The organism is Bifidobacterium asteroides, from assembly GCF_030758775.1.
GTDB classification, from domain to species: domain Bacteria; phylum Actinomycetota; class Actinomycetes; order Actinomycetales; family Bifidobacteriaceae; genus Bombiscardovia; species Bombiscardovia kimbladii.
In genome coordinates, this window is the sequence record NZ_CP132384.1 from 1489443 (window position 1) to 1512104 (window position 22662).

Consider the following 22662-nt stretch of genomic DNA (forward strand, 5'->3'; position numbering starts at 1 on the left):
GACCCCTGTCAGTCGGCAATATTACTTGTCATTCATTCGTTCCGGATCGGGAATCAGATAGGACAGAGCCAGGGCGATCAGCACCAGCACGCCGCCGCCGATCATAGCCGCAATGTATCCAGTACGGGCTCCGCCGGATACTGCCAAGCCGCTCATGCATGCATAGAGGACCGCATAGCTCAGGCCTGAGCCCAGGTTGAAGGCTCCGGCGTTGAGTCCCGGCAGATAGCCGGTGTTGTCCGCAGGAGACAGAACCACGCCCAGCCCATTGAGCATAATGTTGGCTGTCCCCGCATAGGAGACACCTAGGATCAGGGAGAGCGCCACCAGGCTCCAGATGCTGGGAGCAAGGCAGACGTAGATGCCAAAGACCAGTCCCAGAACGCTGACAAGCTGACCGACTCTCAGAACCTTGAGATAGCCGAAGCGCGAGGCCAGCATCCCGGCCACAGGGCCAAAGACCAGACCGACCAGGGCATATGGGGTCAGCGTCGCAAAGGAGACGATGCTGGCCTTCAAGCCGACGCCGACCTCGCCATCCTGAGCAAGTGCCGGAACGATCCCGTTCATTATGGCGAAGACGCCGACCATGGTGGTCAGAGTCGTCAGCAGAAGGCCCCAGGTGCGCCGCTGCTTGAGGTAGGTGGTGGTGACCATGGGTGCCGACGTGGTGCTTTCGACTTTCCAGAAGATCATGAAGAAGACCGCAGCAACCAGGATCTCGACGACCACCAGGATCCAGCGCGCCTGAGCCAGCTTCTCGACCTCGTTGATAGCCAGGTAGGCCGCCAGGAAGGCTATGCAGAGGAAGACCACGCCGGCCCAGTCCATGCGGGGACGATCGTCTGCATAGCTCTCGCGGGCGAAAACTGCTACTAGGAGGACAGCGATCACTGCAATGGCCACCATGAACCAGAAGACCGAACGGAAGCCGAAGGTGCCGGCCAGCCAACCGCCTAGGATGGCATCCACGCCTCCAATGCCGCCGTTGACCGCCGTCAAAACGGCCATGAGCTTGGCGTAGCGGGCCTCATCGGTCACTTCGGCATGCAGCATGATCAGGGTCATGGGTACGACCGGACCGGCCACTCCTTGAATGACGCGCCCAATCATCAGCATCGTCACATTGGGAGCCAAAGCGGAGACCACGCATCCCAGCGCCGTCAGGCTCAGCATGCCCAGCAGCACCTTCTTGCGGCCGGCCAAATCGCCCAGCCGAGGCAGGAAGAGGGAGAAGACGGCACAGGAGGTGAAGAACACCGTTTGTGTCAGACCAATGCTGGAGCTGCTGGCATTGAGCTCGGTTTCCATGGTCGTTAGGGCCGGCGAAAGCATGGAGGCGTTGAGCTGGAAGGCGAAGACGGCGGCCATCAGGGCCGTCATCAAGGCGGCAATAGAAGCGCCAGAGCCACCAGCGGTCGTGGCAGCGGGCTTGTCAGTCTTGGGTGCTGCTGCGTTCGAAGCCTTCATTGATTTCATCCAATCGTGGTGATGGCCTTGACCACCAGGTCCCAGAATCCCTGGAAGTCCAGCTTGACAGCCACCTGGGTGTGGCAGTCCTCAGCAGAGGGCTCAGGGCCGCGCAGATCGGCCACGGTCATCCCGCAGGTCAAGTCCCCGCGCAGCTCCACATCAACCGGGCAACGACGGGTGCTCACAATAGAGGGGTCGATCAGATAGGCCACAGTGCAGGGATCATGCACAGGCGGATCCACGAAGTCCTGGTTGTCCTGGTAGGACTTGCGGAAGAAGTCCATCAACCCGCTGACGAAATGGGCCAGATCGGTGCCGATGCCCTCAATGCGCTGCTGGACCTCCGGGGTGCACAGGGCCTGATGAGTCAGATCCAGCCCCACCATGGTGACCGGCCAGGGCTCGTTGAAGACGATATGCGCGGCCTCGGGATCCACCTTGATGTTGAATTCAGCAACAGCGCTCCAGTTGCCCACATGGTAGCCGCCACCCATGAGCACAACCTCTTGAACCCGATCGACAATGCGGGGTTCCTTGCGAACGGCCATAGCGATGTTGGTCAGGGGTCCAGTGGGAACCAGAGTCACCGTGCCCGGCTCCTCGCGCATGATGGTCTCGATGATCCAATCGACAGCATGGCTAGGATCCAGGGGCCGGGTAGGCTCGGGGAGTTCGACCCCGTCCAGACCGGTCTGGCCATGGATGGAGGCGGCTACTTCCTGAGGACGCACCAATGGCCTATCACATCCGGCATGGACCGGCACCTGGCGCGCATGAGCCTTTTCCAGCACAGCCCTCGCGTTGTAGGTAACCTTGTCCAGACTCTGGTTGCCGCCAACCGTAGTCACTCCGATCAGGTCGATCCGCGGATCGCCTACTGCCAGAAGGATAGCCACCGCATCGTCATGACCTGGATCGCAGTCCAGGATGATCTTGCGCGTCGTCATATACTCGCCTGCGCCTTTCTCATGAATATGTCCTGGGCCATGGATCATGGCCCAGGACATGATACCCCTGATTGGCATTCAATCCTTGTAGGCGCGTTAGGTGAAACTTTTAAAGCTGAAACGCAACTCCAGCCACGTCGACCTTAGAGCACGCCAACTAAGCTCCTGTAATCTGGTCTGTTTTGATACCGATCAGCGGTATGCCCTGCACCTTGAGCAATACGACTGATTGCGTACTACGCCATTACCCATATCCCGCCAGCCAAATTCGCTCAGCGGCTTAGTCTGTCCGCACCTGGGGCACTCCCTTGTCGGCTCACTGCCGTTATACCCATTCGAATTGACAATAGCAATCTGATCATTGGCACTTGTTGCGGTCATAACTACTCTTCCCCCTTGAATCTAACACTGGACTTTCCAGCAATCTGTAATGTTCAAGTCAATATTACCTCGCCGCGATCAGCCTACGATTATCCGAAACTTTTCTTTCTGACCCATATCGGACCATTCCTATAGCAGGCCAGTTATATGCTGATACGCATAGACTTGTGGTGTTTTCTAAGGAGCTGCATGAGTAAGAACCGTTCACTGCGTCCAATTCTCAAATGGGTAGGCGGCAAACGTCAGCTGCTCGGTTCTATACGCCCATTAATTCCACAAGAGTTTGACACATATTATGAGCCGTTCGTCGGCGGAGGCGCTGTACTATTCGACCTGCAGCCCCAAAAGGCCGTTATTAATGATTCCAATCCCGAGTTGATCAACGTATACATGTGCATAAAGAAGCATCCTGCTGAACTCGTGAAGCAATTGGAAAAGCACGCCGCTAAGAACAGCTCTGAATATTTCTACAAGATACGCTCGCAGGATCGGGAACCCGGGTATGCTCAACGTCCTGCGCCAGAACGTGCAGCACGTATTATTTACCTCAACAAGACCTGCTACAACGGCCTCTACCGCGTCAACTCGGCTGGGCAGTTCAACACACCCTATGGACGGTATGCTCATCCCAATATCGTCAACAAGGAACTTATCGAAGCCATGAGCGACTACTTGCAAGGCCAAATTAAAATTCTCAACGGTGATTATCAGACTGCCTTGGCTGATGCTGATGAGCACTCTTTCGTCTACTTGGATCCCCCGTACATGCCCATCTCTTCATCGGCATCTTTCACCGGATACACCGAGGGAGGATTCGGCTACAAGGAACAAGAAAGGCTCAAAGAGACTTGCGACGATCTCAGAAAACGAAAAGTTCATTTTCTTGAGTCCAATAGCGACAGCGATAAAATCCGAAAACTCTATTCGGAATATGACATTACAACCGTAGAAGCCAAACGCAGTGTGAATTCCAAAGCCAATAAACGCGGAGCTATCAAGGAAGTGCTCATACATGATTGATACCGTTAACAAGGATGCCCGGGATCACACCCTCGCCAGCACCGCTTGGAAGGCAATTATCCAGGATTATGACATCATGGATGAAATTAGCCGAAAAGGCTACTACCGCATTAGTGCTAAAACAATCAAAAAATATCGTGAGCCCCGCTTGATGGCTAAGTGGGACTCCAACGAGAATCTACCCGCAGCACTCAGAGATCGACATCTAAACATCTTGCCAGTATCACGCTCCGAGTATCTGCTCTCCAACGTAGATCTGTACGAGCCCTTGCCGGAATTCATCACCACAGAACCAGGAAACCTACATCATATAAAGCAACTTGATTTGGAGTCCTTGGACTGCGGAAACATCACCTCCGAATCCAACGCTATTAACGCCATGGTGGCGACAGGCACCCTCGACCGCTTTTTAGGTAATGATGATCGGACTGTAGAAACCTTCAATGGCCGCATGGGTACCGATGCTTTCAGTTTTGACATCAATAGATATTCAGGTGGTTCTTTAACCGTGCATGTGGATCGTGCACAGATGGAAATAGACGGTGGATTCGAAAATCACAAAAACGTAATTATCATCGAAGCCAAAAACGTCCTGAACCCAGACTTTCACATCCGGCAGCTGTACTACCCCTATCGGGTTTGGTTGCAGCGCGTCAACAAGCCCATACGATTGATTTTTTGTCAGTATTACAACATGATGTATCGGCTTATTGAATATCGATTTACCGATCCGATGAACTACTCCTCTATAGAGCGGGTAAGCAGCGCCTATTACACCTTCCAGGACATTTCCGTCACTATGCGCGACATCATCAAGTTGTGGAAATCAATCACTCCTGTGCCAGACGTTCCAAATTCCGACATCCCCTTCCCGCAGGCAGACAAGATGGATAGAATCATCTCGCTCATGGAGCATATGCAGGACAATGAACCCATGACCACGGCAGATATTACCGATTATATGGGCCTGGACGTTCGCCAGAGCAATTATTATGCCAGCGCCGGGCGCTATCTGGACCTGTTTGAGCGCCAAAGTCACGGTTCCACGGAATGCACGCTGACCTCGGAGGCCAGACGAATCCTATCGCTCGACTATAAGAAAAGGCAGCTGGCACTTGTCTCCAAGATCCTATCGCATCAGGTCTTCCACGATTTTTTCAGCCGTCTTTTCATTGACAAGATCAGTCCAGTTCGACTGCGGTCAGAGGCAACCACCTATCTTGAGCAACGAAACATATGCAACCACACGACCAGCGGGCGCAGAGCTTCAACGGTCCTGGGCTGGCTAAAGTGGATTGGAACGCTTCCAGAATTCACAGAGAACCAGTAACCTGAATCGCAATGTAAACAAGCCCATGCAAGACCTAAAGTTCAGCCTAGGGTCTTACTGAAAATAAACAAATATTCATGTTCTAGGAGCAAGAAGGGCAACTGGCGTTCGGCAGACCAATGGAGTCTGGTTCCCCGCATATTATGCTGAATTTTGATTACTATATTTTCTAATCGAAATCCTTCGTCCACGAATCTGTGCATAACAGCGTCAGCCAGAGCGATGTACCGCCCAGCCCGACGCATATCGCCCATCATCAAGGCGATCATTCTTCCCGGCTTGAGCACACGAAGACTTTCACGAGCTACCGTAGTCATCGACTTTAGGAACGTCTGCAGCGTCATGCCAGACAGATCACGGTCATCACCGCCATACTTAATCACATTCGCATAGGGTGGATGCGTACATATCAGATCAATCGATTCATCGCTGATGCAAGCAAGATTCCTGGCATCAGCTTGAAAAAGCTGAATCCTTTCAGCATGTGGCACAGACGATATATGACACTGTGCGACATGCAAAGCCTTGGTATTAATATCCAACCCAATTCCACGTCTGTTAAGAAGGGCGGCCTCAACCATTGTTGTGCCCCCTCCTACAAATTGGTCGAGAACAACATCGGATTCCTTAGAATAACGAAGAATCACATTGCGGGGCACATAGGGGGACCAATTGCCCGGATAGCTACCGTTATGACCAGCCCACTTTCCCCTGTTAGGAAAGTCCCATACACTGGTGCGTTCAAGTTCGAAATGCTCAGGCTGCCATTTTATCTCTGCTTTCATGACCTCAGCCTAAGATCCCCTTTAATGCAGACAGAACTACGAATGCTCCCTGTGGTCAATTGCAGCCTTATCCACAACCTCAAGCACGATTTAGTCTTTAAGCCTGCGAGTTACCAAAGAGGAAAGATCATCCAAGGTGACTCCAGCATAGCTATTCATGGAAGCGAACTGGGGACCCGAAGAGGTGTCGACCGGGTTGGTGCCGGTATAGGCTACAGTGGTGGCTCCCGATGCCACAGCAGAAGTGATGCCAGTCAGGGTGTCTTCGAAAGCCAAGCAAGAGACCATTTGATCAGGACTTGTGATGCCCAGCAGACCCGCCGCATGCAGATAAGGAGCGGGATCAGGCTTTTGCGCCAGTCCGTCATCCCCACACACATAGTCGGCAAAAGCCCCGTCAGGAGCCTTGGCGACCACAGCCTGAGCCATTCGGCGTGGCGAAGTAGTGACCAGAATGGAGGGGATGCCAGCCTCAACTAGGTCTGCCAAGACGTCACGGACTCCTTCAATCCATGGCATGTGACGCTCCTCCATGGCAATCACCCCGTCAATCAGCAGATCCGGAATCTGATTCTCTGGAAGGTCAAGACCCCGCTCGCGCATCACCCTTGCTACTTTGGGCAGGGGTTTGCCCGAAACCTGCCAACCCATGTCAGTATTCCAGTCTCCCCCATGCTTGCGCGCTAGATCTACCTCCGCCTGATGCCAGTAAGGCTCTGAGTCGATCAGGGTTCCGTCCATATCCCAGAAGACAGCAAGCGGTCGACGACCTTCAACAGAACGGGCTTTGTCAGCCGAACCGGCACGACTTGCTCTCTTTTGATGCTCCTTGTTCATGCATTCACCCTATCGGCAGGGCTTGTCTTGAGAATGGCTCCACCCCCGCACTACTTAGCATGAAGATCTGGCCATGGAGCAGGCAGTAACTCATCCAGGCTCACATTAAGTACTTGAGCAACTGCCATTATGTTGATCAAACTGGGATTGGCTGGACTCCCAGGCCGTGACTGGCCATGCTCCAACTGTTGATATGCAAACCGAGAAAGGTTGGCATTATAGGCGACGAACTCTTGGCTGTAATGTAAAGCCGTTCTTCGGCGTTGTATGTTCAAGCCTAATACCACGGCGTATTCCGCCCATCCGCTCGGTACTTGAGAATGTGCCACAAGGCCAAGGTATTCATAAAAAACATGTTGTCGTGCCTTACCGGTAATACTATATCAGTAAGGCATCACCGGTTATCTAAACGGGGAACGATTACTGTGCTCTGTCTTGCACCAAAACTGGGTCTGTCGTAGTCGTTGCTGGTTTCGGCACCCATATATCCGATGAACAAAGAGGATCATCAATGAAAGAAACAATCCTGGACGACTACGCGAACATCGCAAAAAGGATGAATCCATGAGAAAAACCAACATTATTCATAATCCGGCCATCGGTCTGGTCATTTCCCTAATTCTCTGTCTGGCGTGTGGACTTATGTCCAATCTGGCTCAAACCGATGGGGGACACGTTACCAAGGAGACGCTACAGATTGAATCGCCCTCAGGCCACCGATTGAGCATGGATATGCTCCAGCCAAAATCGGCTTCTCCTAAGCACCCGGCACCTGCCATTGTCTTTGCTCACGGAGGCAACACCAACAAGGAGAAAAGCGACGATTTCCAGATTGAGTGGGCTCGCAGAGGTTTCGTCGTGGTATCTTTCGACCTTTATGGCCATGGCGAGTCCGAAATTCTCAATGACCAGGAATGGCTTGTGAACGGACGCGGATTGTATGACACGGTGGAATACCTCACCTCTCTCCCCTTTGTCGATGCTGATCGGATAGGGGTTTCAGGGCATTCAAGAGGCGGGAACACCATCCATGAATCCATCCTGATCGACAACAAGCGCCAGCATCCACTGATCAAGACCGTGCTCTATGTCAGCCGAGACCCTGTCTATAAGGACAATGAGACGGCCGCCTTCGGGTATGTTCCCGGCAAGACGAACGTCGTCGAAGCAGCCAAGAAGAACACCAACGGTAAGTATTTCAACTACTATCGCGAGCGCACGGTAGGAGTACTCGCCGGCAAATACGACGACTACTCTTTCAAGGAAAAAGATACGTCGACTGGCAAAATTAAGCCCAACCCGCAGTACCTCAAATCAAATAACGCACGGTCCTTCCTCAACTTCGGCATCACGCCCACTGACCATACACCTGCAGGGATCAGCGGCCGGTGGTACCGCAAGCAGATCAATGGCCATCAAGCCTCACACGTCATTTATATGGAGAACGGGACGCACGGAACAGTGCTCTTCCTATCCCAGCCATGCACCGATGCTGTTCAATTCATGGTTAGGGCTTTCAACATGAAAACCGACCTCGCCGACAGCAATCATATCTATCCTGTCAAAATGGTCGGAGGGCTTCTTGGACTGATCGGCCTCATGCTCTTCATGGTCTATGGAACACTCTGTCTAGTCAGAACCAGCCTCTTCAAAAAGGCCGGCTCAGAGGAACCGGCACGCATGCGTCAAGCTGATGCCTATAAGGGAGGTTCAGTATGGCTTTGGGTCTGCCTACTGTCGGCCACCGCCTTCTCAGTTGCCAGCGCCTTGACGTTGTTCGGACTGAAAGTCGACAAGCATATCGGCAACTACTTTCGGCAAGGTATGCCCTTGTTCTACGGTGTGTGGGGCTGCCTGAATGCCATATTCATGATCGCGTTGACAATTCTGTGGTACCGCTTGTATGCGCGAAAGAGGGGGACTAAAGTCTCGGATCTTGATCTGCCCATCGGTGGAGGAAGACTTTGGCAGACAATAACGCTTGCACTGACAGTCAGTCTTCTGGCTATATTGCTGATCTTCACATGCAAGTTCCTCTTCAACTCCGATTTCCGGTTCTGGTACTGGGCCGCCAGACCATTTACCGCCGACAAGATTCCTGAGATGCTCAAGCTACTGCCCTTCTTCCTTGTAGCCTATGGAACCACATCGGTCTTCATCAATAGCCTGAATTACTCCACCTCGTTCGGGAGGAACTCAACAGCCAACATAGGTCTGCTGGCATTCTTCAACATGCTGCCGGCTCTGCTTATAGCAGTGGTTGGATACGGGTATTTCTTCGTCACTGGAGTCAACGGCCTGTTCGGTAACAACACACAGATACCAGACTGGATGCTGACACCCTTGGTCCCGCTGGCTGTCATGCCTCTGGTGACCCGGGCGATCTACCGTCACACCAGAAATCCCTACCTGGGTGGCATCATTACCGCGATCATTGTTACTGTGATGACCTGCATCAACTCACAGATATCCTTCCCCGCCTAACGGGGAGACCACACCAACCCCAGGTCCTCTCCGTCCCTGTCTACAAGGAAAACTTCGACAAGGACAGGGAGGATCAACTTTTCTAACCAGCAGTTCACTCGGCGTTGCCGAAGACCTGGTTGCGCAATTCGTTGCGCTGGGTCTCGTATTGAGTGAGCTGGCCGAGAAGGTCGAACTTCTCCTGGCCGTCAGGCAACTGATTCATCTGGTGCTTGACCGAGGCAATCAGCCGCATGTAGGTGGCATCCAGCAGCCTTGCCAGCAGCTCTGAGGCATACTGACGCTCCTCTGGGCTAGGCTGCTTCAGCTGAACATCCGCGCCCTCGGAGCCTGTGCTCTGATCGTCCCCCTTGTCGCCTTTCTTGGAGCCGGGTCCTGAGCCCCTCTGCTTATCCTCCTGCTTATCCAAATTCAGCGGCAGGGGCATGACGGCCAGCTCGTTAATGGCCGACTCCAGCATGGGCCCGCCAGCCTTGGTCAGATTATGCATCCACAGTCCTTGGGGCGTCTTCCTGTCAGGCAGCCCTCCGGCGGCCTGCACCGCCCGATAGAGGGAGCGGAAAATCGGAACCTCGAAACTGTCCGGACTCAGCTGGGCGAAGGCATTCGATCCGACCGCTCTGGGAATTTGGATAAGCACGCCCATGAACTGCTGCTCGCAGATGAAGACGGCATCATCGATGTGGTGGTAGCCCTGTCGAAGGGCATCCTCACGCTGTATTCTTCGGCGTCGCATGGCATCGTCACTGCCCTGGCCCGCACGACCCTCTGATTCACCCGCACCGCGGTGAGGAGTTCGGACCGCATAGGCATCCTGGTCCTTCACATGCAGCTTGCGACGGGCCCTGTTGACCTCCTGGCGCAGCAGATCCAGATCCACGCCGATTTTTCTGGCAGTCTTGCGAGTGTAGGCCCCCACCAGGGAGCGATCTCTGATCTGGGCCAGGATTGGTGCTACGGCCTTGACCGCCCCCATCTGCCCGGTGGTGTACTGGGTATCGAACATGGCCACGGCGGTGTCGATGACGAAGTCGTATAGCGGCCGGGCATGCTCGACCAGGGAACGCACGGCCTCATCGCCATAGCGGATGCGCAGATCACATGGATCCAGATTCTCCCGAGCCACTGCCACGAAGGTCTGCGTCAGAAAGCTCCCGTCAAGGCCGAAGGCATGCAGGGCGGCCTTCTGCCCGGCGGCATCACCGTCGAAGGTGAAAACCACCCGGGAACCCTGGACCGGCCCGATCAGCTGGATGGCGCCGAGGGCGTCGTCGGAGATGAGCCGGCGGACGATCTTGGCATGATCCTCGCCGAATGCAGTGCCGCAGGTTGCTACAGCCGTATCGACACCGGCAAGGTGGCAGGCCATGACGTCGGTATAGCCCTCCACGATCACCACCTGTCGCTTTTTGACGATGGCGTCTTTGGCCAGGTCGATGCCGTAAAGCACCTGGTTCTTGCGGTAGAGCTGGGTGTCCGGCGTGTTGATGTACTTGGCGTTGATGCCGTCGTCCTCGTAGAGCTTGCGAGCGCCAAAGCCGAGGGTACGGCCCGTGGAATCCCTGATAGGCCAGGTGACCCTGCCCCGGAAGTAGTCATAGACCCCCCGTTGCCCCTGCCTGGCCAGACCGGCATCCAGCATCTCCTGCTGTGTGAAACCCTTGGTAGCCAGGTGGCGAACCAGATTGTCCCATCCGCGTGGGGCGTATCCGCAGCCGAAATGCGCACTGTCAGCCTGAGAGAAGGTTCTGCCCGCCAAGAGCTTGCGCGCTGCCAGCGCCTCCTTGCTCATGATCTGCGAGACGAAGAAACGCTGGGCCTCCTCGTTGGCCTCCAGCAACCGGGAACGTTTGGACCCCCGGCGCTTGTCCTGGCGGGAGTTTTCGTAATGCAGCTCAATCTGGTACTTGTCTGCCAGAATCTCGACGGCATCACCGAACTCGACGTTCTCCTCCTGCTCGACATAGGTGAAGACATCGCCGCCCAGGCCGCAGCCGAAGCAGTGCCAGACCCCCATGGACGGACGTACCGAAAAGGACGGGGACTTCTCATCGTGGAAGGGGCACAAGCCCATGTAAGTGCCGGAACCTGAAGGCTTCAGAGTCACGCTTTCAGAGACGATCTCATACAGATCGGCCTTGGCTCTGACCTTCTCGATGTCTTCCTTCTCGATCATTCCGGACATGACACCCAGCCTACCGGGCCAGGCCGATGTGTTGCGCCCGGCATAAATGCCGCAGGCCTAGGGGCAGACCAGGGAATGCAGGGCCAATGCCGAGCCGTCGGTCAGAGAGGCCACCTGGTCGATGGCCACCCTCAGGCGCTCCCCGTCTGAACCCGCCTGACGCCAATCCTCCAGGAAGACATCCTCCAGAGCATCCGAAGGTGCTGGCGAGTCGGCCATCATCACCTCAACCAGGTCGGTCACGATTTTCAGCTGCTCTGCATGGAAGGGCTCCTTCTCACGGGGAGCCATGACGAAGTAGACAGCAATCCCCTTCAAGGCCACAATCTCATAGGAGGTCCGGGGAGGAATGACCAGCCCCCCCGAGTACCTGGTCAACGGGCCTTGGCCATGGCGGCTTCGGGTGGCCGCTTCCACGGAGTCGGCAAAGCGCCCAATCAGATAGCTGGTGGTGTTCTTCAACGTAGCCAGGGCCCGACGTGAACCGTCGAAGCCCAACGGCAACATGCCACGGACGGTTTCCAAAGCTCGTACCAGCTGGTCAGCATCCCATCGGTCGCCATACCAGGATCGGGCAGCCCGGACCACGCCATCGATGATCCTGGGCTCAGCCAGTCGCTCAGGCACGAAGGAACCGACCACGATGGCATCCTCCACGTCATGGACGCTGTAGGCGATGTCATCAGCCAAATCCATGACCTGGCACTCCATAGGAGTGCTGGCCTGCGGCGCCCCCTGCTTAAGCCAATGAAAGACCTCTTGGTCGTCAGGGTAGACGCAGAACTTGGCCGTCCTCTCCCCCTTGGGATGAGCCGAGGCCTCGGCCAGGGTCCAGGGATATTTGACCGCAGCATCCAAGGCAGCCCTGGTCAGGTTGACCCCTGCCGAGCGTCCGTCCGGATGGAAGACCTTGGGCTCCAGCCTGGTCAGCAATCGAAGGGTCTGTGCATTACCCTCGAATCCCCCTATGTCGGAGGCCAGCGAAGACAGGGCGCGTTCGCCGTTGTGGCCGAAGGGCGGATGGCCCAGGTCATGGGCCAAGCAGGCACAATCCACCACGTCGGGGTCGCAGCCCAGCATGGTCCCGATCTGCCGACCAATCTGGGCCACCTCCAAGGTGTGGGTCAGCCGCGTACGTGCAAAGTCGTCGGTGCCGGCGACCAGGATCTGCGTCTTGGCCCCCAACCGACGCAAGGCTGAAGAATGGACAAGACGCGCCCTATCACGTTCAAAGGCGGTCCTGCTGCTGGTCTTTGGAGGCTCTGGCGCCCACCGTTCCTGATCCTGGGCGGAGTAGCCCTCGGCCAGCAGGCGGGATCCGCCCTCCTCGTCAGTGCCCATCAGGCGCGCCCGCTCCGTTCAGTCCAGATTGTCCACGACCACCACTTCAGTGGGCACATTGCCCGCCGTTGCCTTGGAATAGGGGCAGAGCTCCTGGGTGCGTTCCACCAGGCGGGTGGCCAGATCACGATCGACGCCGGGCAGGCAGACCTCAATTAGAGCCTTGATGCCGAAGGACTCGCCCTGGTCGCCAAGGGAGATATGAGTGCGCACCTTGCTCTGGGCCAACTTGGTGGCTGGCACACGCAACTCCTTGCCGGCCAGTCCCATGGCTCCCTGGAAGCAGGCTCCCCAACCGATGGCGAAGAGCTGCTCGGGGTTGGTGCCCTGGCCCTTGCCCCCCATGGCCTTGGGTGTATCCAGGTCCAGGGAGAGATCGGGCTCGTGGCTATCCGCATGGCCCTCGCGGCCTCCGGTGATGTCAGCTACGGCTGTGTATGAGATATTGCTGGGTTCATTTCCTGTATATGTAGTCATAACCTCATCTCACCACTTATATTGCCCCTTGACAAGGCCCCAAGCCCAGGTTCTACCTGTGATAGTGGTCTCAAAGAATGGATTCAGCGGCCATCAGATGCAGGTCGGCAGGGTCGATCACCTCATGCACGCCCAAGTAGAGCCGTGGAATCCGGCTGCGCAGGCAGGTGAAGATCTCATAGCTGATGGTGTCGGCGGCCCGGGCCCAGTCGTCAGCGGTTGGCTCGGCCTGATCCTCTCCGCTGCCTGGACCGAAGAGAATAACGGTATCGCCCTCGCTCACTCCCAGGTCGGAAGCCATACCCTTGAGATCAAGTACGCACTGGTCCATGCAGACCCTTCCAGCGACGCGAACCAACCTGGGTCCTTGACGAGTCATCAAACGGACGGGTCCGCCCCAGTGCTCCCGGCCCATGGCGCCCTGGCGGTCAAAGCCCGAGGCAGACCGATGGATCCCGTCGGCGTAGCCCAGGGGCATGATGGCCGTGCTGGTGGGCTTCTCCGTCAAATAGGTGCGCCCGTAGGAGATGCCATGACCGGCCGGCATATCCTTGACAGTGCCTAGCTGGGCCTGGAGGGTCATGGCCGGACGCAGACCATAATCGGCCGAAACCCCCATGGAGGGATCAGGCTCGTATCCGTACAGGCCGATGCCCGGACGGGTCAGATCGTAACGTATCCCAGGACGGGTCAGCGTGGCGGCGGTATTGGCCAAATGCCGGATTTCGGGTTTCATGCCTGCGGCCGTCATCTTGTCGGAGAACTCCTCGAAGAGCGCGATTTGCTCGTCAGTGGACGACACAAACTCGTCCACGCCAGGCATGTCGGCCACTGCCAGATGGCTGAAAAGCCCCACAGGCTCCAACAGCCCCTTGGCGGCCAGGCCGGAGAGCTCGTGCAGGGCATCCCCGAAGGCTTCAGGGGTGAAGCCGTTGCGTCCAAAGCCGGTGTCCACCTTGATATGGACGCGTGCAGGTCTGCCGGCCCGATCTGCCGCCTGGGCTGCCATGTCCATGGTCTTTAGGGAGCCGATGCCCAGATCGATGTCAGCCTGGATCAACTGATCAAAGGGGGCGCGGTCCCCATTGAACATCCAGGACAGAATCCGGCAACGGTCGGGGCCGATGCCTGCACGACGCAGACGCAGGGCCTCGCTGGACTGGGCCGTTCCCAGCCAAGTTGCCCCGCCCCCCAGTGCCGCTAGGGCGGCGGGGATGAGCCCGTGGCCGTAGGCATCGGCCTTGACCACACCCATGACTGCAGCACCGGGGTTCGTGGAATGAACCAGCTTCACCAGGGTGGCCATATTGGCCTTCAAGGTCCGCAAGTCCACGATGATCTGTCCAGGATAGGCCCGAAGAGCTTGCTCGTAATGCCGCTGGCCCTCGGGCCCGGAGAACCGCCATGCCGGTGCTGCGCTCAATGTCATGGCTCCATTGTGCGACGGCGCTGCGACGGTCGGCCTCCGCCCTCAGACGGCAACCAAGCGCCTGGCGGCCCTTTCGCGCTCAGCCAGGTCAAGGGGCCGATCGTGCCGCTGGTAAGCCACCCGCACGTTCTCGATCTCCTTGTTCTCAGGCATGATGATGTTGCCGCAGCGGGTGAAACCGTGGGTCTCCAGGATGTGCTGCATGGCATAATTCTTCAGTCCCGTATCGGCACGGATGTTCTCGTACCGGCGCATGCTCCAGTCAAGCAGGTCCCCGGCCGCATGACGCCCCAGTCCCGAGGCAGCCACCCGATGGATGGTGGTATAGGGCCGGTCGTCCAGCCAGCTGCCGTCAATGACCTTATAATCAGGTTCCGGGTCATGGAAGAGGGCAAAAACGCCGATGATGCGCTCGTGGCTGCCCTTGTGCTCGTCCAACTCAGGTTCAGGGTAGGCAGGATCGTCAGGAATCTGATCCATGCCAGCCGCATCGTCAACCAAGAGCATGGTGTGGCCCCCGGCGATGTCCTCGCGGATGCGTTCGGGCAGGGGGTACTTGTCCCCCCACTGACGGGGGTTGCCAGTCTCGGCCATCCGCTTTCTGGCGTAGGCGTAGACAGGCATGATCGCCTCAAAGTCGTCCATGGTGGCATGACGGATCCAACGTGCAGTCTCCATCGCGTACCTGCTCACTGTGGCTACCTCTTTCTCGACCGGTGCGGCAGGGACGAAACCCGCCCCCGCGATTGCCGAAGTACGAGTGTATCCATCAGGAAGCTGTCACGAAGTGAGTACGCATTGAGCGAATCGGGGAATAGTTTGGGCTATTCTGCGGCCATCACAAAAAGTCAGAACCTTTCTTTATCAGCTTCGTAGCCAGACTTTCATGCTTCCCGTCTCCCGATTGGCCCATGCGTAGTAAGGAATCAACTTCATGTTTACAGAGCGCTCATACTTATCTGACAGAGGCATGTAGAGAGGATCATCAGGGCCATCCTCGGAATCAAGCATGGCTGGTACTGTCAGCACATCAACGCCACCAAGCAGATCCTGATCGAATTCAGAAGTCACTTTCTGAGGATCGACAAGGACCCGGTACTGCCAAAGCTCCCCTGGATTATCAGTCGACTCGGCACAATAGACCAGAGGGCCTTGCATGAGCGCAACAGATCCGGCATCCGACGAAACTCGCGAGTTGGCTCTCATGAGCCTAACAGCCATATCCATTTCCAAGTGAACATGGCTCTTTTGGCCCGGAGCCAGAACCACATAAAAGAATCCGCGGTCAAGCTCCGTCGATTCTTCGAATCCGTCAAGGGTCAACTTGTAGGAATCCCCCGTCCAACTGGGCACTCTGATGCCGAAACGAACCGGTCCGGGTGCATCCGCTGACATTTCTAAGTTGTAGTCAACAAGACCACTCCATGGGAAATTCGTGGACTCCACAACTTCAAGACCATTGTCAAAGCTGGCCTGATTGGCGATGAACTGATGGCTGAGCACCGTGGAATCATCGGGCCTTGCATAAATATATTTATCCACGGAGGCGATCAGTCTAGCGATGTTGGCCGGACAGCAGGCGCAGCCAAACCAGTCCACTCTATGTGCCAGAACGTGATGACGATCCGGATTGTCTACGCCCTCGGGATCAACCTGGAGAGGATTGACATAGAAGTACTGACGCCCATCCAAACTGATGCCTGCCAAGGCGCCGTTGAAAAGCTCGCGCTCCAGTATGTCGCCATATTCACCATCTGCATCCAACGCAAGCATTCTCTCGGCCAGCATGGTAGCTCCGACCGATGCACAGGTTTCACCGTACATAGTGTCATTAGGCAGGTCGTAATCGTAGGTAAGAGACTCGCCGACATGAGTGGACCCGATATTCCCGGTGATGTACATACGCTTGTCAACCAAGTTGCGCCATAGTCGGCATACTGTGCGTTTTAAGTCTGCATCTTGGGTAATGGTGGCCAAGTGAGCCATACCCGTGCATAAATACATCAACCTCACTGCATGGCCATGGGCTGTTTGTTGCTGGCGAACTGGGCGGTCAGCCTGAAAGTACTCCAGAGGATAATCAGCCATATCGGGCGTAATTTGCTCACCTGGCGCGCTCTCTTGTTGCTTTGCGTAGAAACCTGGATCCTGCCCACGAACATCGATGAGGTAGGCAGCCAATTGCTTATACCGCTCTTCACCAGTGGCTTCAAAGAGCTTGCAGAGGGCAAGCTCGATTTCAGGATGACCGTCGGCTCCATGGATTTTCCCTTCTTCAGGTCCGATATGCGCATCAATGCAATCAGCCATCCGACGAGCTATATCCAGAGCCTGTCTGTTGCCGGTGACTTGGTAATAGGCCAGTCCTGCTTCTATGTAGTGACCCATGCTGTAGGTTTCATGGGATTGCTGCAGCTGCGTAAAAGGCCTGCGATCCGCCCAAGGACCCGTCCCAATCTGAAAAGCGGTGACCAGGTACCCGTCTGGAGCCTGAGCCCGGGAAATAATGTCCACAGTGTTATCGCAGACCTCTTGCAGATGAGGATCCGGATGGTACTTCAGCACATAGGCTGCTTCCTCCAGCCACTTGTAGACGTCAGAATCCTGAAAGACCATGCCTTTGAATTCTCCATCCTGCTCACCAGCGGCAATGCGCAGATTGCTGACGGCATGACTGAGTGGGTCGGAACCCTGATTGCCGGCTGGATCATCAGGCACATTTACATCGACTTGATCATTGAGAACCTGCCACTGATAGGGCAAAACCACACGTGCGATCTGTTCCCGCCGTCGTTTCCAAAAAGTTGATGTAATTCTGACTCGGGGTTCACTAGGCAGTGGCTTCCCGCGCAACTGTGATTTTCTCATTCGTTCTCCTTCTGTCGACGATCATCAACGCGGACCGTCAGCCCTTGACTGCGCCTGCCATGAATCCCTTGACGTAATACTTCTGAAGCGCCAGGAAGAGGATTGCTGCAGGCAGGAGCAACACAACCACACCGGCCTCTGTAGCTCCATAGTCAATGACGCCCATAGTCTGCTGACGCATGTTGACCAAGGCCAAAGGCAGGGGGGCGTGCGAGGATCCGACAAGGTAGAGGGGAATCATGAAATTATTCCATGCTTCAAGGAAGGCCAGCAGTCCCACGGTCACCATGGAAGGTTTGACCACAGGCATCAGGATCTTGACCAGCGCCTGCAGGCTGTTGCATCCGTCCACCATGGCGGCCTCCTCCATATCCTTAGGAATGGCATCAAATGCTATCCGCATAATGAAGGTGCTCATGGGAAGCTGGAAAAGAGTCAGGACAAGACCGACGCCAACAAGGGAATCGTTCAGACCGATGTCCTTGTACCAAACCATGAGCGGTATCAGCAGGGATGCATATGGCACCATGAGAATGGACAGCGTTACCATAAATCCCAGATCATGACCTGGATATTCGAATCTGGAGAAGGAGTATCCAGCCATAGTGCAGACAATTACAGAAAGCACTACCGTGACCAGGGTAATTACCACTGAATTGGCCAGGTAGGTAGGTAATCCGTCCTGGTAATGCAACAAGGTCAGATAATTGCCCGGTCCCCAACCGTCCGTCTGGGCCGATCCGGTCTGCGGACTGAAGGAGCAGATGACCACCCATATCAGAGGAGCAATGAAGACCAGAGCCAGCAGGGCCTGAAGAATCCTGCTTATACAGCGTTTCCACAAGGGCGTAGTCATGATTCCCCTTACTTGGTATTGTCGCGCAGACCGCGCATTTGAATGGAATTAATGACAACCAGGGCCAGCAGCACAATCAAAGAGAGCGCTGCAGCCATGCCCAGGTCTTTCTTGGAGTCGAAGGCAAAGTTGTAAATGAGCTCGACTACGGTCATGGTCGCGTTGTTGGGTCCACCCTTGGTCAGGATGAAGAACTGATCGAAAGCGAGAATGGACCCCGTCACGCAGTAGACCAAGCACATGATGATGGTCGGCCGCATCAAAGGAAGGGTGATTGACCTGAAAATCCGCCAAGTACCCGCCCCATCCATGCGTGCGGCTTCGTAAAGATCACCCGGGATGGATTGCAGACCTATCATCATGAGCAGCATGTAGTACCCCGAGAACCGCCAAACAATGACAATAATGGTGGCCCAAAGAGCACTCTGTCCGGTGGCCAGCACAGAACCATTGGCATCCATAAGCCCCAGATGAGCCAGGATTTTTGTGACCGGTCCCACCTGCGGCGAATACAGGGCATAGAAGAGCAATGATGCTGAAGCCAGTCCGGTGGCGCTAGGCAGCAGGAAGCAGGTCCTAAGCACGTTGTTCCATGCACTGGACTCCTGCACGAGCAAGGCCAATCCCAGTCCGAGAACCAGGAGAATAACAGTTACTATGACCGTGTACTCCAATGTGAACCCGATGGCATGGCCAAGCAGTTCATTGTGCAGAACCTTGATGAAATTCGTCGGGAAATTCCAACCCCGATTACCACCCATCAAGGTCCAGCGAGAACCCGCCATGACGATCAGCAGGACGATGGGAACGACGAAAAGAACGATAATGAACAGCCAATCCGGGAGAGCATAAATCATCCCTCGGCGCATTCTTCTTCCGCGTACCCTGCTTCGTCTTCGTGTTACTGCTTGCTCACTGCTGCCTGACATATTGCACCCCTTCGTTGGTCATACCAATCGTCGGCTATCGTCAGAAAGGTTCCTCCGCAACCCTTCTGGCGAAATCGATGGATCCGTATTTACGACCATTCACTCCTTGGACAGGACCTTGCTGACCGCCTGATTGTCGGCTTGCAAATTACCCTTGCCCCAGACGGCATTTTGAATCAGCAGCTGCCAGGGTGACCCGGCGGCATTGAATGCCTCGTTGAAGGCCGGAGACTTGGGGGTCTGACCATGACCATCGATAATGACGGAATTGATGGTCTGCACCCGCGGATCAGCATCGGTGTAAGCGGTTTTCAGGGTACGGATGTTCGAAGCGGTATCACCTTTGTCGGCAAACACCTGCTTCTGGCTATCTGCTTGCATCAGCCAGGAAAGGAAGTTCCAAGCCTGAGCGACATGCTTGCTGTCCTTGGAGATTCCCATAGCATCCCCGCCGAGGAAAGTTGCAGTCTTGCCCTCTTCAGTGCCTGGTATAGGAGCCACACCAACCTTGAAACCGCCCTTCTTCTCTGCCTCAATGACTGCGGTCACCGAGGTGTTGGGATAGGGCATCACACCGACCTTTCCATTGGCAAATGGGGCTGTCCAGGTAGCACCCGTCTCCTCCTTGGAGCCTGCTCCCAGGCCATTGGTGGTCTCAGCAAGCTGATGGTAGGCTTCCAGGGTGGCCTTCATAGAGGGGTTGTCCAGAGAGGCCTTGCTGCCGTCATCGTTCATCACTTCATGACCATCAGCCCATGAGGACGGGAAAAGATCGAACGCCAGCGCCCCGCCTGATTGGCCAGCCAGATATGATCCTGAGACCCCGTCCTTGTTCAAACCGGCGATCTTCTTGGCCTGGCTTGTAAATTCCTCTATGCTGGCTGGGCCCTTCTCCGGATCCAGACCGGCCTGCTGATAAAGGTCCTTGTTCCAGACCATGATCGATACATCGGTGATGAATGGCAGTGTGTATTTCTTGCCATCCACGGTTCCGGCCTTGATGTGTCCCTGTTGAAGATCGGCTTTATTTGACAGGGCATCAATCTGCTTGGTGATGTCCTTGAAGATGCCCTCAGAAGCCCAATAGGGAATGCGGACCACATCACCCGCCAGAATATCGGGCAGCGAACCAGTCTGGGAGGCTCCGCCAACCTTGCCTTCCATATCGTCGTTGGGGATGATCTCCAACTTCACCTTGTTCTTATGGGACTTGTTGTACACCCCAACCACATTTTTTGCCTGCCGCTCCAGTGGCGATCTGGTCCACAGGGTGATTTGCGCCCCGTCGTCCGTCCCCTTGGCCGGTATCTTGTCCGAAACCGCGCCGGACTGGGATCCTCCTCCACATGCGGCCAATGGCAGGAGCATGGCGGCAGCGGCTATGGCCGTCGTCGTACGTACGATGCTCTTCATCGAGATCATATCTGCTTCTTTCTCTACGTTCCCGCTCATCGTTGAGAGCTGGCAGCGGAAACTCCGCTTAGCATTCGACGAGTGTCATTTGAATCCAACCGAATGGTCCACGCCGAAAGCCCTTTCATCATATGCGATATAAGCGAAAATGCAAAATCGCTTTCTCATAATGTTACTAGCCTATTGATTATTTCTAAGTGGATTATTTTCTTCTACTTTTGACGTACTAATGCGAAAATATCGGTTCCGTGTTTTCGCGACTACCGAAATCCTCGTAAGGCCGCACTAGCATAAGGGTTAACACACAATACAATCAACTGCTCGGAAAAATCGCGAACTGGAGTCGGACATGGGGAAGACAACACGGACTGTCAGGCTGTCGGATGTGGCACAAATGGCTCAGGTGTCACTGTCGACGGCTTCTAAAGCGCTTCATGACCAGCCCAGGGTAAGTCCCGCGACCAGAAAAAAGGTTCGGGCAGCGGCAGAGCGTTTACACTACAGCCCAAACAAGATGGCTCAATCCCTGGCCAGCGGAAAGAGCGGCATCATCGGCCTGGTCACCTCCGACCTGACCGGCCGTTTTTCAACCCCTATCCTGATTGGGGCCGAAAACGAGTTGCGCGCTGGCTCCGTCTCCGTTTTGCTGGCGAACGCCCGAGGTGATGAAGCACTGGAGCGTAGCCATGTTGAAAAACTGCTCTCGTTGAATGTGGACGGTCTGCTCATCGTGCAAAGGGAAACGAATCCTCGTTCCAGTCTGGGAAACGTAGGCGTCCCTTTGGTCTATGCATATGGACCGTCAACCAATCCCAATGATGCTTCTGTCACCTGCGACAATGTCGATGCCGGACGAATCGCAGTCAATTCGCTCATCTCATGCGGACGCAACAAAATAGCGATCATTGGAGGCGACGAAACTTTTACGGCAGCCACAGATCGGACCAAGGGATCACTTGAGGCCCTAGCAGAATTCGGCCTTGAACCTGCTGGGCCAATCCGATACGGCCGTTGGAATGAGAATTGGGGACGCGCAGCCACCAGGCTATTGCTTGACCAAGGCGTCGATTTTGATGCAGTCGTCTGTCAAAGCGATCAACTGGCAAGGGGCTGCATCGATGCATTGAAGCAGCAGGGACTGTCGATTCCTGATGATGTGGCGGTAGTAGGCCACGACAACTGGGATGTGCTGGTCAACGCCTCCAGGCCTTCATTGACTAGCATCGACAACAACACCGAGCTGATTGGCCGCCTTGCCGCTCGGCAGCTCATGGATGCCATTAAAGGACAGCCGCACCATGGGATTGACTACGTACCCTGCCGTCTGATTCAACGCGAGTCCACCGTACCCATGGATTAACACAAAATAGAGGCCCAGGCCGAACTTTCATCTTCAGCCTGGGCCTCTCTGTCAGCGATCAGACCAGCTTGCGCTCGTAAGGATCAGAGCTGATGCCGGCAGCGACGATGTCGCGGCTCCACTGCTTGGCCGAGAAGAGCGAATGGTCGCGATAGTTGCCGCATGAGGTGATCTCGGTGCCGGGCACGTCGTCCCAGGTGGCCTTTTCGGCGATGAATTCCAGCGACTCCTTCAGGGCCTTGGCCACATCCTCGGTCGAATGACGGCCCCAAGCAAGCAGGTGGAAGCCCGTCCGGCAACCGAAGGGCGAGCAGTCGATATAGCCGGGGATGCGCTCGCGCAGGAGCACGGCGATGGTGTGCTCGATGGTATGAAGCCCGGCAGTTGGAATGGCGTTCTGATTGGGCTGGACCAGGCGCAGATCATAGTTGGAGATGATGTCTCCCTGAGGGCCCTTCTCCTCGTCGATCAGACGAACGTAGGGCGCCTTGACCTTGGTGTGATCCAGCTGGAAGCTCTCTACGATTGGTTTGTCAGCCATTGTTAT

19 protein-coding genes are annotated in these 22662 nt (G+C 55.6%); 4 read left to right on the forward strand and 15 right to left on the reverse strand.

Annotation, left to right across the window (positions count from 1 at the left end):
* Nucleotides 1-21 precede the first annotated feature (21 nt).
* Together uriT and uriH are read right to left on the reverse strand one after the other, a co-directional pair.
* The gene (gene uriT / locus RAM15_RS05985; protein ID WP_444832398.1) at nucleotides 22-1470 is read right to left on the reverse strand and encodes a uridine transporter UriT; all 1449 of its coding nucleotides are present in this window, start codon (nucleotides 1468-1470) and stop codon (nucleotides 22-24) included.
* 5 nt (nucleotides 1471-1475) lie between these two features.
* Nucleotides 1476-2420 (reverse strand): uridine-preferring nucleoside hydrolase UriH, encoded by a 945-nt coding sequence (gene uriH / locus RAM15_RS05990; RefSeq protein ID WP_306221185.1) that lies wholly within the window; start codon nucleotides 2418-2420, stop codon nucleotides 1476-1478.
* Between the two features lie 570 nt (nucleotides 2421-2990).
* Between uriH and RAM15_RS05995 the strand changes: the two genes are divergently transcribed.
* Together RAM15_RS05995 and RAM15_RS06000 are read left to right on the forward strand one after the other, a co-directional pair.
* A complete protein-coding gene (locus RAM15_RS05995) occupies nucleotides 2991-3821 on the forward strand; it encodes a DNA adenine methylase (RefSeq protein WP_306221186.1) in 831 nt (276 codons plus the stop codon).
* Nucleotides 3814-5151 carry a type II restriction enzyme gene (locus RAM15_RS06000; RefSeq protein ID WP_306221187.1) on the forward strand — a complete coding sequence of 446 codons (1338 nt, stop codon included), beginning with the start codon at nucleotides 3814-3816 and terminating at the stop codon, nucleotides 5149-5151. Before RAM15_RS05995 ends, RAM15_RS06000 begins: the two co-directional genes overlap by 8 nt.
* 41 nt (nucleotides 5152-5192) lie before the next feature.
* On the opposite strand, the gene RAM15_RS06005 is transcribed toward RAM15_RS06000, so the two are convergent.
* From RAM15_RS06005 to RAM15_RS06015, 3 genes are all read right to left on the reverse strand, one after another.
* On the reverse strand, nucleotides 5193-5936 hold the full coding sequence (locus RAM15_RS06005) for a TRM11 family SAM-dependent methyltransferase (RefSeq protein WP_306221188.1): 744 nt from the start codon (nucleotides 5934-5936) through the stop codon (nucleotides 5193-5195).
* Nucleotides 5937-6026: 90 nt separating this feature from the next.
* Complete coding sequence (locus RAM15_RS06010; RefSeq protein ID WP_306221189.1) at nucleotides 6027-6773, reverse strand: HAD family hydrolase; 747 nt, start codon at nucleotides 6771-6773, stop codon at nucleotides 6027-6029.
* Between the two features lie 50 nt (nucleotides 6774-6823).
* Nucleotides 6824-7102, reverse strand: coding sequence for a helix-turn-helix domain-containing protein (locus tag RAM15_RS06015; RefSeq protein WP_081709198.1), 279 nt, complete (start codon nucleotides 7100-7102; stop codon nucleotides 6824-6826).
* Nucleotides 7103-7337: 235 nt separating this feature from the next.
* Between RAM15_RS06015 and RAM15_RS06020 the strand changes: the two genes are divergently transcribed.
* Entirely contained in the window at nucleotides 7338-9257 is a 1920-nt protein-coding gene (locus RAM15_RS06020; RefSeq protein WP_306221190.1) for an alpha/beta hydrolase, read from the forward strand.
* Nucleotides 9258-9351: 94 nt separating this feature from the next.
* Here the strand turns inward: RAM15_RS06020 and dnaG are convergent, their stop codons facing one another.
* From dnaG to RAM15_RS06065, 9 genes are all read right to left on the reverse strand, one after another.
* Nucleotides 9352-11442: a DNA primase gene (dnaG, locus tag RAM15_RS06025; RefSeq protein WP_306221192.1), complete on the reverse strand. Its 2091-nt coding sequence runs from the start codon at nucleotides 11440-11442 to the stop codon at nucleotides 9352-9354.
* A gap of 57 nt (nucleotides 11443-11499) precedes the next feature.
* Nucleotides 11500-12783 (reverse strand): deoxyguanosinetriphosphate triphosphohydrolase, encoded by a 1284-nt coding sequence (locus RAM15_RS06030; RefSeq protein ID WP_306221194.1) that lies wholly within the window; start codon nucleotides 12781-12783, stop codon nucleotides 11500-11502.
* An 18-nt stretch (nucleotides 12784-12801) separates the two neighbouring features.
* Nucleotides 12802-13260: an Ohr family peroxiredoxin gene (locus tag RAM15_RS06035; protein WP_024626651.1), complete on the reverse strand. Its 459-nt coding sequence runs from the start codon at nucleotides 13258-13260 to the stop codon at nucleotides 12802-12804.
* A 70-nt stretch (nucleotides 13261-13330) separates the two neighbouring features.
* Nucleotides 13331-14689 carry an alanine racemase gene (gene alr, locus RAM15_RS06040; protein WP_306221195.1) on the reverse strand — a complete coding sequence of 453 codons (1359 nt, stop codon included), beginning with the start codon at nucleotides 14687-14689 and terminating at the stop codon, nucleotides 13331-13333.
* Nucleotides 14690-14731: 42 nt separating this feature from the next.
* The gene (locus RAM15_RS06045) at nucleotides 14732-15382 is read right to left on the reverse strand and encodes an N-acetyltransferase (RefSeq protein ID WP_372338649.1); all 651 of its coding nucleotides are present in this window, start codon (nucleotides 15380-15382) and stop codon (nucleotides 14732-14734) included.
* Between the two features lie 171 nt (nucleotides 15383-15553).
* On the reverse strand, nucleotides 15554-17557 hold the full coding sequence (locus tag RAM15_RS06050; protein ID WP_306221196.1) for a glycoside hydrolase family 127 protein: 2004 nt from the start codon (nucleotides 17555-17557) through the stop codon (nucleotides 15554-15556).
* Nucleotides 17558-17594: 37 nt separating this feature from the next.
* On the reverse strand, nucleotides 17595-18413 hold the full coding sequence (locus RAM15_RS06055) for a carbohydrate ABC transporter permease (RefSeq protein ID WP_198182744.1): 819 nt from the start codon (nucleotides 18411-18413) through the stop codon (nucleotides 17595-17597).
* An 8-nt stretch (nucleotides 18414-18421) separates the two neighbouring features.
* Nucleotides 18422-19342 (reverse strand): carbohydrate ABC transporter permease, encoded by a 921-nt coding sequence (locus RAM15_RS06060; RefSeq protein WP_372338650.1) that lies wholly within the window; start codon nucleotides 19340-19342, stop codon nucleotides 18422-18424.
* A gap of 99 nt (nucleotides 19343-19441) precedes the next feature.
* Entirely contained in the window at nucleotides 19442-20764 is a 1323-nt protein-coding gene (locus RAM15_RS06065; RefSeq protein WP_306221197.1) for an ABC transporter substrate-binding protein, read from the reverse strand.
* 340 nt (nucleotides 20765-21104) lie between these two features.
* Here RAM15_RS06065 and RAM15_RS06070 point away from each other — a divergent pair, with 340 nt between their 5' ends.
* Complete coding sequence (locus RAM15_RS06070) at nucleotides 21105-22115, forward strand: LacI family DNA-binding transcriptional regulator (protein ID WP_306221198.1); 1011 nt, start codon at nucleotides 21105-21107, stop codon at nucleotides 22113-22115.
* 58 nt (nucleotides 22116-22173) lie between these two features.
* Here the strand turns inward: RAM15_RS06070 and RAM15_RS06075 are convergent, their stop codons facing one another.
* On the reverse strand, nucleotides 22174-22656 hold the full coding sequence (locus tag RAM15_RS06075) for an S-ribosylhomocysteine lyase (RefSeq protein WP_029678668.1): 483 nt from the start codon (nucleotides 22654-22656) through the stop codon (nucleotides 22174-22176).
* Nucleotides 22657-22662: the final 6 nt, after the last annotated feature.

What these genes read in the sequence shown, in the direction of transcription:
- RAM15_RS05995 (WP_306221186.1), top strand. Translation starts at nt 2,991, where the DNA reads ATGAGTAAGAACCGTTCACTGCGTCCAATTCTCAAATGGGTAGGCGGC.
- RAM15_RS06030 (WP_306221194.1), bottom strand. Translation starts at nt 12,783, where the DNA reads ATGGGCACTGACGAGGAGGGCGGATCCCGCCTGCTGGCCGAGGGCTAC.
- RAM15_RS06070 (WP_306221198.1), top strand. Translation starts at nt 21,105, where the DNA reads ATGGGGAAGACAACACGGACTGTCAGGCTGTCGGATGTGGCACAAATG.
- RAM15_RS06050 (WP_306221196.1), bottom strand. Translation starts at nt 17,557, where the DNA reads ATGAGAAAATCACAGTTGCGCGGGAAGCCACTGCCTAGTGAACCCCGA.
- alr (WP_306221195.1), bottom strand. Translation starts at nt 14,689, where the DNA reads ATGACATTGAGCGCAGCACCGGCATGGCGGTTCTCCGGGCCCGAGGGC.
- RAM15_RS06035 (WP_024626651.1), bottom strand. Translation starts at nt 13,260, where the DNA reads ATGACTACATATACAGGAAATGAACCCAGCAATATCTCATACACAGCC.
- RAM15_RS06000 (WP_306221187.1), top strand. Translation starts at nt 3,814, where the DNA reads ATGATTGATACCGTTAACAAGGATGCCCGGGATCACACCCTCGCCAGC.
- uriH (WP_306221185.1), bottom strand. Translation starts at nt 2,420, where the DNA reads ATGACGACGCGCAAGATCATCCTGGACTGCGATCCAGGTCATGACGAT.
- uriT (WP_444832398.1), bottom strand. Translation starts at nt 1,470, where the DNA reads ATGAAGGCTTCGAACGCAGCAGCACCCAAGACTGACAAGCCCGCTGCC.
- RAM15_RS06060 (WP_372338650.1), bottom strand. Translation starts at nt 19,342, where the DNA reads ATGTCAGGCAGCAGTGAGCAAGCAGTAACACGAAGACGAAGCAGGGTA.
- RAM15_RS06020 (WP_306221190.1), top strand. Translation starts at nt 7,338, where the DNA reads ATGAGAAAAACCAACATTATTCATAATCCGGCCATCGGTCTGGTCATT.
- RAM15_RS06010 (WP_306221189.1), bottom strand. Translation starts at nt 6,773, where the DNA reads ATGAACAAGGAGCATCAAAAGAGAGCAAGTCGTGCCGGTTCGGCTGAC.
- RAM15_RS06075 (WP_029678668.1), bottom strand. Translation starts at nt 22,656, where the DNA reads ATGGCTGACAAACCAATCGTAGAGAGCTTCCAGCTGGATCACACCAAG.
- RAM15_RS06055 (WP_198182744.1), bottom strand. Translation starts at nt 18,413, where the DNA reads ATGACTACGCCCTTGTGGAAACGCTGTATAAGCAGGATTCTTCAGGCC.
- RAM15_RS06005 (WP_306221188.1), bottom strand. Translation starts at nt 5,936, where the DNA reads ATGAAAGCAGAGATAAAATGGCAGCCTGAGCATTTCGAACTTGAACGC.
- dnaG (WP_306221192.1), bottom strand. Translation starts at nt 11,442, where the DNA reads ATGTCCGGAATGATCGAGAAGGAAGACATCGAGAAGGTCAGAGCCAAG.
- RAM15_RS06065 (WP_306221197.1), bottom strand. Translation starts at nt 20,764, where the DNA reads ATGATCTCGATGAAGAGCATCGTACGTACGACGACGGCCATAGCCGCT.